The organism is Kaistia nematophila, from assembly GCF_026343855.1.
Classification (GTDB): domain Bacteria; phylum Pseudomonadota; class Alphaproteobacteria; order Rhizobiales; family Kaistiaceae; genus Kaistia; species Kaistia nematophila.
The window spans coordinates 770,192-782,433 of sequence record NZ_JAPKNK010000002.1 but is presented as its reverse complement, the minus strand read 5'-3'; the positions used below and the strand labels follow the sequence as shown (position 1 = coordinate 782,433).

Genomic DNA, 12,242 nt, shown 5'->3' with positions numbered 1-12,242 from the left:
ATCCAGCTCCAGCCAAAGCCAAAGGTTTCCCATGACCGTGACGCAGACGCAGCCGATCGAGCTGCATTACTGGCCGACCCCGAACGGCAAGAAGATCACCATCCTGCTGGAGGAACTTGGCGTTCCCTACAGCCTCCACTACGTGAATATCGGCAAGGGCGACCAGTTCAAGCCGGAATTCCTGGCCATTTCGCCGAACAACAAGATGCCGGCGATCCTCGATCCCGAGGGGCCGGGTGGCAAGCCGATCTCGGTGTTCGAATCCGGCGCCATCCTGCTCTACCTGGCGCGCAAGTTCGGCAAGTTCTATCCGGCGGCCGACGAGCGCGCCCGGGTCGAGGTCGAGGAATGGCTGATGTGGCAGATGGGCGGTTTCGGCCCGATGCTCGGCCAGCGCAACCACTTCTCGGAATATGCGCCGGAGAAGATCCCCTACGCCATCAAGCGCTATCAGGACGAGACGCATCGCCTTTATGGCGTGCTGAACAGGCGCCTGGCCGAGCGCGACTATGTCGCCGGCGAGTATTCGATCGCCGACATGGCGATCTTCGGCTGGGCGGCCGGCTGGGAGAGCCAGCGCTTCGACACGTCGGAATTTCCGCATGTGAAGGCCTGGATCGACCGTATGAATGCGCGTCCGGGTGTCGCGCGCGGCATGGCGATCAAGGCGCCCGTCGCGCCGGTCAGCCTGGCCGACGACAAGGAAGCGCAGAAGGTTCTCTTCAACCAGCGCGCTCGCTGATCCCGGCGATGAATCGCGGGCTCGTCCGTCCTCGGCAGAGGCGGGCGGGCCCGCTTTGCTTTTCGGCGGCGGGCGCGCGGAGGCCCGGAAAAGCACCTTTGCTTTCAAGCATATGATGAAAGCGGCGCGAAGCGGCTACAATCGCGGCCACGACAGACGCTTCCCGCATTCAAGTTGAAAGTTGATCCGATCAAACATACTATGAAAACGGGATTTGACCGGCTTTCCCGAGGGATGCCGCGTCTTGGTTGAAGGCAGGGATCGAGGAGGGGCCCCGGCGATGCGAGGCGCCCAGGACAAGACGCGACAGCTTCGCCCGACGGGCAGGGAACGTTCCGGCAGTCTTTCCGACAAGCTGGCGGCCGAGCTCGGCCGCAGGATCGTGTCGGGCCTGTATAACCCCGGCGACACGCTGCCGACGGAGCCGAAGGTTCAGGAGGAATTCGGTGTTTCGCGCACTGCCGTGCGCGAGGCGATCCGCCTGCTTTCGGCCAAGGGCCTCACCGTTTCCCGCCCCAAGATCGGCACCAAGGTGCGCCCACGCGTCGACTGGAACATGCTCGATGCCGACGTATTGCACTGGCAGATCGACCAGCGCCCGAGCGACGAGTTCATCCATTCGCTGTTCGAGATGCGCGAGATCATCGAACCGGCCGCAGCGTCGCGGGCGGCCGAACGCGCCACGCCGGAGGAGATCGAACGCCTCGGCAAGGCGCTCGAGGGCATCCGGAATCGGGATCGCGGCAGCGTCGAGCAGATCCGCGCCGATCTCGCCTTTCACATGACCGTCTTGGAGGCGTCGCACAATCCGATGCTGCGTTCTGTCGGTGGCCTGATCGAGTCGGGGCTGGTGATCAGCTTTTCGCTCGGCTGGCGAACCGTCATGGGGGACGATGCCGTCGTCCAGCATCGCGACGTCTTCGAGGCCATTCGCGATCGCAACCAGGACGAGGCTTTCCTCGCGATGCGCCGGCTTCTGCGCAACGCGAAGGGCAATGTGTTCGATTCCATCTGGGTCGGCCGCAGTGCCGACGCCGATGGCGAGATCAGCACCGGCTAGAGACATTCCAACGCATCAAGGGCAGGCCGCGGGCGTAGGCGAAGACGGCCGCCTGGCACAACAGGAGAGAAACGAATGAGACTGATGCAGATCAAGACCGAGGCCGGCGAGCGCGCCGTCGTCGCCACCGTGCCGAGCGGCGCCGGCGAGCGGTCCTACATCGTTCCGGGCTACAAGACGGTCTATGCGCTCGCCAAGGCCGCCATCGCGGCCAAGACCGGCATCGAGTCGATGGTCGAGAAGGCCTCAGTCGGCGCGACCGAGGAAGTCGACCGCGCGGCGCTGCTGGCGTCCGGCCGCGTGCTGGCGCCGATCGACCACGAGGATCCCGCGCATCTGCTCATCACCGGCACGGGCCTGACCCATCTGGGCTCGGCTTCGGCGCGCGACGCCATGCACAAGGCGCCGGACGAGGCGGAAGTGCTGACCGATTCGATGAAGATGTTCCGCATGGGCCTGGAGAACGGCAAGCCGGCCGCCGGCCAGCAGGGCGTCCAGCCGGAATGGTTCTACAAGGGCGACGGCGCGCTGCTCGTCGGCCCCGGCCAGCCGCTGACCGCGCCGTCCTTCGCGCAGGATGGCGGCGAGGAGCCGGAAGTCGCCGGCATCTACATCGTCGGCGACGACGGCCAGCCCTACCGCATCGGCTTCGCGCTCGCGAACGAGTTCTCGGACCACATCATGGAGCGGGTGAACTATCTCTACCTCGCCCATTCGAAGCTGCGTCCCTGCTCGGTCGGCCCGGAACTGCTCGTCGGCGCGCTGCCGGACGACGTCCGCGGCCGTTCGCGCATCCATCGCGGTGACAAGGTGATCTTCGACGAGCCCTTCCTGTCGGGCGAGGCGAACATGTCGCACACGCTGGCGAACCTTGAGTACCATCACTTCAAGTACGACTTCTTCCGTCGTCCCGGCCAGGTGCATGTCCACACCTATGGCACGGCGACGCTGAGCGTGGCTTTCGGCGTCAAGACGGAGCCCGGCGACGTGTTCGACATCGAATCCGAGGCCTTCGGCCTCGCGCTCAAGAACCCGCTCGCCTTCGCCAAGGAAGAGAAGGTGTCGGTCACCCAGCTTTGAGGGTTGGCCCAGGGGGGCTGGAGGGATACAAGGACGGCAACCCGAGCCTTGCTCCCAACACCCCCTTTCGCCCGGCTCGTCCGGGCGGATTCCGTTCACGACGTTCAAGGATCATCTGATGAGCGAACTTCACAAGAACTACATCGGTGGCGAGTGGGTTGGCGGCGATGCGCGCCCCAACATCAACCCGTCCAACACGAACGAAGTGATCGGCGAATACGCGCAGGGCACGGCGGCCGACGCCAAGGCCGCGATCGACGCGGCTGCCGACGCCTTCAAGACCTGGTCGCTGTCGGGCATCCAGCAGCGCCATGACATCCTGAAGGCGACCGGCGACGAAATCCTTGCCCGCAAGGAAGAAATCGGCCGCCTGCTGTCGCGCGAAGAAGGCAAGACGCTCCCCGAGGGCATTGGCGAGACCATGCGCGCCGCGCAGATCTTCCATTTCTTCGCCGGTGAGACCCTCCGCCTGGCCGGCGAGATCCTGCCGAGCGTGCGTCCGGGCATCGACGTCACCATCACCCGCGAGCCGGTCGGCGTCGTCGGCCTGATCACGCCGTGGAACTTCCCGATCGCGATTCCGGCCTGGAAGCTCGCTCCGGCCATCGCCTTCGGCAACACCGTCGTGCTGAAGCCGGCCGACCTGGTTCCGGGCTGCGCCTGGACCATCGTCGACATCCTGGTCCGCAACGGCCTGCCCAAGGGCGTCGTCAACCTGGTCATGGGCCGCGGTTCCGTCGTCGGCCAGGCGATCCTCGAATCGCCGAAGGTCAGCGCCCTGTCGTTCACCGGCTCGGTCGGCACCGGCAAGAAGGTCGCCGAGGCCTCGATCGCCGTGATGCGCAAGTTCCAGCTCGAGATGGGCGGCAAGAACCCGACCATCGTGCTCGATGACGCCGACCTGAAGGTTGCCGTCGAGACCACGGCGAACAGCGCGTTCTTCTCGACCGGCCAGCGCTGCACCGCTTCGTCGCGCCTGATCGTCACCGAGAAGATCCACGACCAGTATGTCGAGGCGCTCGCCGCCCGCATGAAGGACCTCGTCGTCGACGACGCCATCAAGCAGGGCACGCATATCGGCCCGGTCGTCGACAAGAGCCAGCTCGATCAGGACCAGAACTACATCCAGATCGCCAAGGACGAGGGCGGCACGCTGGTCGCCGGCGGCCATCTCGTCGAGCGGGAGAACCCCGGCTTCTTCCTGCAGCCGGCGCTGTTCACCGGCACCACGCCGGACATGCGCATCAACAAGGAAGAAGTCTTCGGCCCGGTCGCCAGCGTGATCAAGGTCAAGGACTACGAAGAGGCGCTGGCCGTCGCCAACGACACGCCGTTCGGCCTCGCCGCCGGCATCGTCACGACCAGCCTGAAGCATGCCACCCACTTCAAGCGCAATGCCGAGGCCGGCATGGTGATGGTCAACCTGCCGACGGCAGGCGTCGACTACCATGTGCCGTTCGGCGGCCGGAAGGGTTCGAGCTACGGCCCGCGCGAGCAGGGCAAGTACGCGGCCGAGTTCTTCACCACGGTCAAGACGTCCTACACGCAGCCGTAATCGGCTGTCGCCAATGGCTTCGGAACGGGCGCCTTCGGGCGCCCGTTTTCGTTTGCCTAGAGGGGTTAACGCGTTAGCCGCCTGGTAACGGGCCGTTAGCGCCGCCACCGGCGCATCGCGGCGATGGCGGCGATCCGCCGGAGAGGCGCCTAGATCGCCGGGCGGTCCAGCACGAGAATATCCTCCCGCGTGAAATTGACCGTCACCGGCTGGCCGCGCTCGGGCGGGGCGGCGTGCGGGCGGTTGAAGGTGTCGAGCGAGACGACATTGTCCTTGAAGCGGACGCGGATGCGCACGACCGACCCGAGGAAATGCACCTCGTCGATTGTGCCGGTAAGGTTGTTGCTGCCGCCATTGGCGTGGCCGATCGACAGCGCCTCCGGCCGCAGGGCGAGGGCGAGCGTGTCGCCGGTGCTGGCGCCGCCGAGCTCGCGGGCGGTGACGATTTCCTGGTCGTCGATCGAAAGCCGGCCGGAGGTCGAATCGAGCACCCGGCCGTTCAGGATGTTGAGCGTGCCGACGAAGGAGGCGACGAAGCGCGTCTTCGGATAGTTGTAGATCTCGAAGGGCGTGCCGAGCTGCTCGATATTGCCGTCGTTCATGACGCAGATGCGATCCGACATGGAGAGCGCTTCTTCCTGGTCATGCGTCACGAAGATCGTCGTGATCCCCAGCGCCCGCTGCACGGCGCGGATTTCCTCGCGCAGCGAGATGCGGATCTTCGCGTCGAGGGCGGAAAGCGGCTCGTCCAAAAGCAGGATCTGCGGCTTGACGGCGAGGGCGCGGGCCAGCGCCACGCGCTGCTGCTGGCCGCCGGAAAGCTGGTAGGGATAGCGGTCGCCAAGCTGCGGCAGCTTGATCAGCTCCAGCATCTCCTTCACCCGCGCGGCGATCTCGGCCGAGGACTTCTTCGCGACCTTGAGGCCGAAGGCGATGTTGTCGGCGACGCTCATGTTCGGGAACAGGGCATAGGCCTGGAACACCATACCGATATGCCGCTGGTTGGGGCGCAGGTCGGTGATGTCCTTGCCGTCGATCCGGATCGTGCCGCTGGTGGCGCTCTCGAAGCCCGCGATCATGCGCAGGATGGTCGTCTTGCCGCAGCCGCTGGGGCCGAGCAGCGTGACGAACTCGCCCCTCTCGACGGCCAGGTCGACGCCCTTGACCGTGGTCTGGGTGCCGAAGGTCTTGACCAATTTCTCGATCGTCAGGAATGCCATGGTCGCTTCCTTGGAAACTCGTTCAACGGCGGGTCGTCTGCCGACCCATCGCCGCGAATAGATTGATCAGGCCCATGCAGGCCCAGGTGATGGCGAAGGCGATGATGGCGAGCGCCGCCGGCTCGTAGGCGCGGTTGGCGCCGATCCGTTGCAGATACGGACCGAAGGCCGGGCGGTTCAGCAGGCTCGCCATGGTGAATTCGCCGATGACGATGGCAAAGGTCAGGAACGCGCCCGAGAGCACCGCGACGCGCACATTGGGCAGGATCACCGTCAGCAGGATGCGCGGCCATGAACTGCCGAGGCTCTGGGCCGCCTCCGTCAGCGTGCGCACGTCGATCGCGCGGAGCCCCGTATCGACCGAGCGATACATGTAGGGCAGGGCGAGCGTGACGTAGCTGAAGGTCAACAGGAGATCGGTTCCACGCGCACTCGAGGTCAGGGGCAGCCACGACGAGGAATTGTACATCCTGAGATAGCCGAACACGATGACGATCGCCGGGATGACGAGCGGCAGCAGCGTCAGGAACTCGATCAGCGGGCGGATGCGCGGCAGCTTCAGCTGCACGACATAGGCCGTCGGCACGCAGAGCGCGACGCCGACCAGGATGGTGCAGACCGCGATTACCGCCGAATAGCCGAAGCTCTGCTGGAAGTACGGATCCGCCAGGACGATGCGATAGGCCTCGAACGAATAGCGCCCGCGCTCCATGCGCAGCGAGAACTCGAACGTCGCGATCAGCGGCACGAGGAAATAGACCGCGCCGAAGATGACGCCGAGCCAGGGGAAGAAACGGGATTCTTTCATCGGATCCACCGCCCGGTGCGCGAGCTCAGCCAGATATAGACGCCGTTGGAGATGCCGGTGATCAGGATCATGCCCAGCGCAAGCGCATAGCCGAGATTGGGGTCATGCAGCACGTCGCCGCGGATCTGCGCGTAGAGCAGGATGGTGATGATGTTGAGCGACGAGCCGGTCAGCGCATAGGCGGTGGCGATCGCGCCGAAGGAATTGGCGAACAGCAGCATGAAGGCGCCGAGCAGGCTCGGCCAAAGCACCGGCAGCGCGATCATGCGCCAGTACTGGAAGGTCGTTGCGCCGAGGATCGCCGAGGCCTCGCGCCATTCGCGCTTCAGCCCGTCCAGCGCCGGGGTCAGGATCAGCACCATCAGCGGGATCTGGAAATAGAGATAGGTGACCGTCAACCCGGTGAAGCTCAACAGGTTGAAGCCGTAGCGGTAGATGTTGATGCCGAAGACGTTGAACAGCAGCGCCGTGACGAGGCCGGTGCGGCCGAGCGTCGCCAGGAAGGCGAAGGCGAGCGGCACGCCCGCGAACTGCGAGGCGACGCCGGAAAAGGTCATCAGCATCGGCCGCACCCAGCGCGGCAGCTTGCCGAGCACGATGGCCAGCGCCAGCCCGAAGCCGAGCAGCGAGCCGAGGAAGGCGGAGGCCGCGCTGATCGAGATGCTGAGCCGGTAGGCCTTGAGGATGTTGGGCTGGTTCAGATTGGCGATGTTCTGCAGCGTGAAGCTGCCATCCGGCGTCTGGAACGCGCCGATCACCAGATAGCCAGCCGGCAGGATCAGGAACATCAGCGCGAAGATCAGGAAGGGCGCGACGCCAAGCCAGCTCAGCGGCAAGGGCCGCGGCTTCGCTGGGGCGATCTCGACTGTCGATTGAGCCATGGGCAACCTGTGCTGGCCGTCGGTTCTGGAATGCAGGATGCTGGGGCACCCGGCAAGAGGCAAGGGCGCGGCCGAAAATAACCCGGCCCGCAAGGCCGCCCTTAGCCGGCAAAAAGACGAAAAAGAGCCTGGTCGGGAACCAGGCTCTTCCGTCTCGCGTCAGTCCCTGGAAGGGACTTTGGGACCGCCTACTTGGCGACTTCGGCGCCGACGACCGAATCCCACTGCTTGGAGATAACTTCCTTGTTGGCGTTCTGCTGCTCGACGGTCGGGAACACCGCCTTGGCATAGGCGTCCGCTGGCGGCAGCTTGGCGAGCAGGTCGGCCGGGATCTTGCCGTTCTTGGCGAGATCGTCGAAGCGGATCGGGTGGCAATAGCCCTTCAGCCAGCCGATCTGGCCTTCGTCGGAATAGAGATATTCCATCCACAGCTTGGCGGCATTCGGATGCGGCGCGTAGGCGCTGATCGCCTGGACATAGACGCCGGCGACGACGCCGGTCTTCGGCACGACGACCTCGGCGGCCGGGTTGCCCTTCAGGATGTCGCGCCAGGAAAGCGCGTTGTAGTCCCAGGCGATGATGACGGGGGTCGAACCCTGCGCCAGCGAGGCCGACTTGCCGATCACGGGCACGAAATTGCCCTTCTTGTTCAGCTCGGCGAAGAACTTCAGGCCTTCCTCGCCCGCCTTGGCGATGTCGCCCTTGTCGCCGGAGAGGCCGGCGGCGAACACGCCCTGGATCGCCTGGTTGGCGACGCGCGGATCGCCGGCGAGCGCGACCGAGTTGGCGAGCTCGTCGGAAAGCAGGTCCGGCCAGTCCTTCGGCACGTTCTTGACGATGTCGGTGTTCACCAGGAAGGAGAGCACGCCGTAATAGTCGCCGTACCAGTAGCCTTCGGCGTCCTTGGCGCTGTCCGGGATCGTGTCCCAGGTCGAGACCTTGTAGGGCTGCAGCAGGCCTTCGGCCTTGGCGGAGGGGCCGAAGGAGAGGCCGACGTCGATGACGTCGGGCGCCTGCGGGCCGGTATTGCCCTTGTTGGCCTTGATCGCCTCGATCTCGTCGCCCGAGCCGGCGTCGGGGTTCAGCTCGTTGACCGCGATGCCGTACTTGGCCTTGAAGCCCTCGATGATGTCGCCATAGCCGCACCAGTCATGCGGGAGCGCGATCGTCGTCAGCTGGCCTTCCTTCTTGGCCGCCGCGATCAGCTCGTCCATGCCCTGGCCGAAGGCCAGGCTGCTCGAGGCGCAGATGGCGAGTGCGGAAACCGTCATCCGCATCCAGTTGGTCTTCATGCTTTTTCTCCCTCGGCGAATCAACGCCCAGTTGCCCCGGCACGGCCCCCTGGCCGGCCTGATGATAAGCCGTCTAGTTTCGACGCTAGCATGCATTCTTGAAGCTTGGATGTCGCTCGAAGTCGAGGCGCGTCGCGGCTTTGGCCTGTTTTGCCGACGTTCCGCGCGACCCGGGCGATCCCGAATGCATGCGTTCCCCTTTTTGCGTCGCGGGCGGAAGCAAGCCCGGACGGGCGTGAGCTTAGCGCAGGCCTTCGAAACCCGTAAGCCGTCTTGTTTTGTCCGCCGGGGACGGCTGGGCCGCTCCCGAGCGGGCGCGGGGCGCATTTTTGGACAGTCCGCTATCTGCTTTCCCTCGTTTCGTCGTGGCTCGCCTGGGGCGGGGCCGAGGCGTGCTCTGCCCTCTTTCCGAGGGCTCTTCCCATGACGCCGTCCCCAGACATGTCGAGGAGGCCGGGAAGCCGCCTCGAAGCCTGCAGGTCGGCGCAGGCAACAAGGCTTGCCCACAGGTAGCGCGTCCTTCGAGACGGCCTGGTACCGCAAGCCTGCTCAGAAGCGCTGCCGTCGGACGTGGAGGCGGCAAGCGCCCGGTCGACTAGCCTGTGAACAAATCGGCTCTGTCATCGGATGGATAAAAAGGGTGGTTGACGGCAAAAGGGGCGCGGCCTATACGAACGCCATCAACGCGGCGCCGGGCGCTGGCCCGCCGCTCCGGATGCTCCGGCATCCTCGTTGGGGAATAGTTTAACGGTAGAACGACGGACTCTGACTCCGTTAGTCTTGGTTCGAATCCAGGTTCCCCAGCCACTCTCTTCTTCACTAAAATCAACGATCTACGGCCTTGGGCCGATGCGCTTTGACGTCGGTCCTGCAGCAGGGCGCTGTTCAAGGCTTCCAACGATTGCGGTTGGTTGCCCGCAAGTCCCTGCGACATGGCGAAGGCGCGCCGGCAGCTCGCGCGCTTGTCGTCACGTTTGGCGAGGGGCCGAGTTCAGTTTTCCACGCGGCAGAGGGTGCATTCCGTCTGTCCGATTTTTGAATTGAAATTCATGCATTATTAAGACTCGTCGGCCAGCTTTCCTTGGCTGTTCGGCCTACATCCCTCCCGGGCAGCATTCTATAAAAGTCCGGTGGGATCGTGCTGACAGGATCAATGACCGCGAAAAGAACGCTTCTCGCAGGAGCAATCTGTGTAATCGCCAGCAGCGTTGCTGCACAAACTCCAAAGATGGTCCAAACCTATTCTGACTGGACCTTGTATACCTACCCGAGCAACAAGGGGAAGGTCTGCTTCGCGACGGCAACACCTACCTCGCAGCGGCCAACCGGCGTGAATCGGGATCCCACCTTTTTCATGGTGAGCACCCGGCCGGGTGAAAGAGTCCGCGACGAAGTGTCCGTAGCCATCGGCTACCCGTTCAAGGCGGGCTCCTACGCTACAGTGAGCGTGGATGGCGAGAAGTTCAGGCTTTTCACCCAGGGCGACGGCGCCTGGATTGATCAGACATCTGAAGAGCGGCGGCTGGTCGATGCCATGAGGGCAGGAAGCCAGATGTCCGTCCACGGACTTTCCAGGCGGGGCACGAACACCACGGACACCTACTCCCTGAAGGGCGTGTCAGCAGCCTTGAGGGCGGCGAGCAACGCCTGCTCTTGACGGAAAGTCGCCAGGTTTTGGAACGCGGTCCTCGTGCGGGCACGGGGCCTTCCTGAATTCAAAGGGCCGCCGCGGATGGCGGCCCGGATCAGGCCGAGCCGCCCGATGACGAGAATGCCGACCGCCCTCACGAACCCTCGCGCCTGGACCGCCTTTGGCCGGAGCGGATGCGAGTTAAGGACCTGCCGCGGCGTCGTCGTCGAGCCTTCGGTCGGTGCTGGACCTGCGGCCGGCCAGGCGGCCCGCAGGTCGCCCGGCCGATGATCTCTTCACGATCACTCGACAATCTCTGGCCGATCTCCCGGCAGTCCGCCGCTATTTGAAGACGGCCTCCACCGCGCTTCCCAGCGTCGCGCTGGCGTTGCTCTTGCAGTAGCCGGCGATCTTTTCGGCGTTGGCATGAGCCTTGGTCGTATCGATCATGGCATTGCCGGCCTTGCCATGGACATAGCCGCTCACCCACAGGGCGATGCCGACGATCTTGGCGGGCGCCATGGCGCCGACCTCCTTGCAGGTCAATTTCGAGACGTCGACTTCTTTGGCCATGGCCGGAACGGCCGGAACGGCCAGGACAACACACGCAGATGCGATCATGCCTAGGAAATGACGTGTCATGGTCAGGGCATCCCTTCTAGAGCCCCCCGTCGACAAAATAGAGCGCGCGGAACTCACGTTCCGATAACAAGCGCGACGATCACATGAAATTGACCTCCGGGATCGATAGCAAGAAGCCAGACTAAAAATACTATCGATCGGGGATCTGATCTCGTTCAGGTAGTACTTGACTATCCATCGTCTGGCGGATCGATCGAAAGTGATCGTCCTCGCTAGAGGAAAGATCGGTCCGGCGATGGCGTTCTTGTGTCGATGTCCGCACGCGTAGCCTCATTCACGGTGCTCGCGAGCTCCGATATTGTTCGCGGTGGTTGTCGGCAGGGATCAAAGCGTGAAGGGCGCGGATCTCTTGCTGGCGTTCAGCGTGCCCTGCAGGACGGCGGAGCGGTTGGCGAGGGTGGCGCCGAGTTCGAACGGCTTGGCGTTCAGCATGAACGGCACGACGGCGCCCGGCGGAACGACGACCGAACCCTTCCGGATGTTGCCGCTGAAATCGATCTCGTACTCGACATGGAAATTGTCGTCGCGGTTCAGCGACACGGTGACGGTTGCGCCGACCGTGGGGGAGACGATGACGTCGCCGCCGAGCTTGTGCTGGGTTCCGGGCCCGCCCGACGGAAAATCCGAGCTCTTGTGCGAGAAATGCGCGCCGAGGAATTGCGTCGTTCCGAAGGTCGGGTCGCTCGGGCGCAGGGAGTAGCTCGTCAGCAGGAATTCTCCATGCAGTTGATAGGGCAGCAAAGGGCTGTCGATGGGCGACGTCATGAATGCTCTCCCGATCCGAAGCAATCCGGGTGAATTCACGCGGGCATCAAAGCGGTTTGCGGTTCCGCAGGCAAGGGGGCACGGCCGGCGCGGCGATGGGCGCCCGGCATGGCGCCGGCCTCAATCCTGCGCCGCGATCTCCCGGGTCAGGTCTCCTTGTCGGTGGACGTCGCGAGGCCGCCGGCGATCGCCGCGGCGCGCAGGGCGTCGTTGATGCGGTCCTGCCAGCCGGGGCCGTCGGCCTGGAAATGCTCCAGCACGTCGCTGTCGATCCGGAGCGAAACCGGCTCGCGGACCCGCGGCAGCGCGCTCGGCTTGATCTCCGGCGCCGCCGGCTTCTTTTCCTCGACCCTGGAAGAGGGACCGGGAGCCGGCCATGTGCTCTGCGGCGCATTCCGGGGGATTGCCGTATTGACGTGCATCTCGTTCTCGGACACGTTCTGCGTGCGCCATGTGACTAATGTGCACTATTGCCAACATTTGCATGGGCGTTGCGATGATGTTCGTAGGTCTGTCAGGTTTCCTGAGGGCTCAGAACAATGGGTGCGCTGGTTCCGGGGGGGGCGG

General features: G+C 64.5%; 12 protein-coding genes and 1 tRNA gene. 6 read left to right on the top strand and 7 right to left on the bottom strand.

The genetic code is table 11. The features are described from left to right. Positions 1–31 precede the first annotated feature (31 nt). From OSH07_RS07950 to OSH07_RS07935, 4 genes are all read left to right on the top strand, one after another. On the top strand, positions 32–742 hold the full coding sequence (locus OSH07_RS07950; protein ID WP_266338075.1) for a glutathione S-transferase N-terminal domain-containing protein: 711 nt from the start codon (positions 32–34) through the stop codon (positions 740–742). Positions 743–1,022: 280 nt separating this feature from the next. After that, the gene (locus OSH07_RS07945) at positions 1,023–1,802 is read left to right on the top strand and encodes a FadR/GntR family transcriptional regulator (RefSeq protein WP_266338074.1); all 780 of its coding nucleotides are present in this window, start codon (positions 1,023–1,025) and stop codon (positions 1,800–1,802) included. Positions 1,803–1,877: 75 nt separating this feature from the next. Continuing rightward, positions 1,878–2,882 carry an AraD1 family protein gene (gene araD1 / locus OSH07_RS07940; RefSeq protein WP_266338073.1) on the top strand — a complete coding sequence of 335 codons (1,005 nt, stop codon included), beginning with the start codon at positions 1,878–1,880 and terminating at the stop codon, positions 2,880–2,882. A 118-nt stretch (positions 2,883–3,000) separates the two neighbouring features. Continuing rightward, positions 3,001–4,437, top strand: a complete 1,437-nt coding sequence (locus OSH07_RS07935; protein ID WP_266338072.1) for an aldehyde dehydrogenase family protein — start codon at positions 3,001–3,003, stop codon at positions 4,435–4,437. Positions 4,438–4,586: 149 nt separating this feature from the next. Here OSH07_RS07935 and OSH07_RS07930 read toward each other — a convergent pair whose 3' ends face one another. From OSH07_RS07930 to OSH07_RS07915, 4 genes are all read right to left on the bottom strand, one after another. Beyond that, positions 4,587–5,657 (bottom strand): ABC transporter ATP-binding protein, encoded by a 1,071-nt coding sequence (locus OSH07_RS07930; RefSeq protein WP_266338071.1) that lies wholly within the window; start codon positions 5,655–5,657, stop codon positions 4,587–4,589. A 22-nt stretch (positions 5,658–5,679) separates the two neighbouring features. Further along, on the bottom strand, positions 5,680–6,465 hold the full coding sequence (locus tag OSH07_RS07925; protein ID WP_266338070.1) for an ABC transporter permease: 786 nt from the start codon (positions 6,463–6,465) through the stop codon (positions 5,680–5,682). Continuing rightward, entirely contained in the window at positions 6,462–7,346 is an 885-nt protein-coding gene (locus OSH07_RS07920) for an ABC transporter permease (RefSeq protein WP_266338069.1), read from the bottom strand. Before OSH07_RS07920 ends, OSH07_RS07925 begins: the two co-directional genes overlap by 4 nt. A 188-nt stretch (positions 7,347–7,534) precedes the next feature. Then, positions 7,535–8,617 (bottom strand): ABC transporter substrate-binding protein, encoded by a 1,083-nt coding sequence (locus tag OSH07_RS07915; protein WP_420909611.1) that lies wholly within the window; start codon positions 8,615–8,617, stop codon positions 7,535–7,537. Between the two features lie 754 nt (positions 8,618–9,371). Here OSH07_RS07915 and OSH07_RS07910 point away from each other — a divergent pair. Further along, positions 9,372–9,445: transfer RNA gene (locus OSH07_RS07910), tRNA-Gln, on the top strand. A gap of 421 nt (positions 9,446–9,866) precedes the next feature. Further along, a complete protein-coding gene (locus OSH07_RS07905) occupies positions 9,867–10,295 on the top strand; it encodes an invasion associated locus B family protein (RefSeq protein WP_266338067.1) in 429 nt (142 codons plus the stop codon). Between the two features lie 315 nt (positions 10,296–10,610). Here OSH07_RS07905 and OSH07_RS07900 read toward each other — a convergent pair whose 3' ends face one another. The 3 genes from OSH07_RS07900 to OSH07_RS07890 all read right to left on the bottom strand — a co-directional run bounded on the left by OSH07_RS07900 (position 10,611) and on the right by OSH07_RS07890 (position 12,097). After that, complete coding sequence (locus OSH07_RS07900) at positions 10,611–10,910, bottom strand: HdeA/HdeB family chaperone (RefSeq protein ID WP_266338066.1); 300 nt, start codon at positions 10,908–10,910, stop codon at positions 10,611–10,613. Positions 10,911–11,234: 324 nt separating this feature from the next. Then, positions 11,235–11,675: a hypothetical protein gene (locus tag OSH07_RS07895; protein ID WP_266338065.1), complete on the bottom strand. Its 441-nt coding sequence runs from the start codon at positions 11,673–11,675 to the stop codon at positions 11,235–11,237. Between the two features lie 146 nt (positions 11,676–11,821). Next, on the bottom strand, positions 11,822–12,097 hold the full coding sequence (locus OSH07_RS07890) for a BrnA antitoxin family protein (protein ID WP_266338064.1): 276 nt from the start codon (positions 12,095–12,097) through the stop codon (positions 11,822–11,824). Positions 12,098–12,242 lie beyond the last annotated feature (145 nt).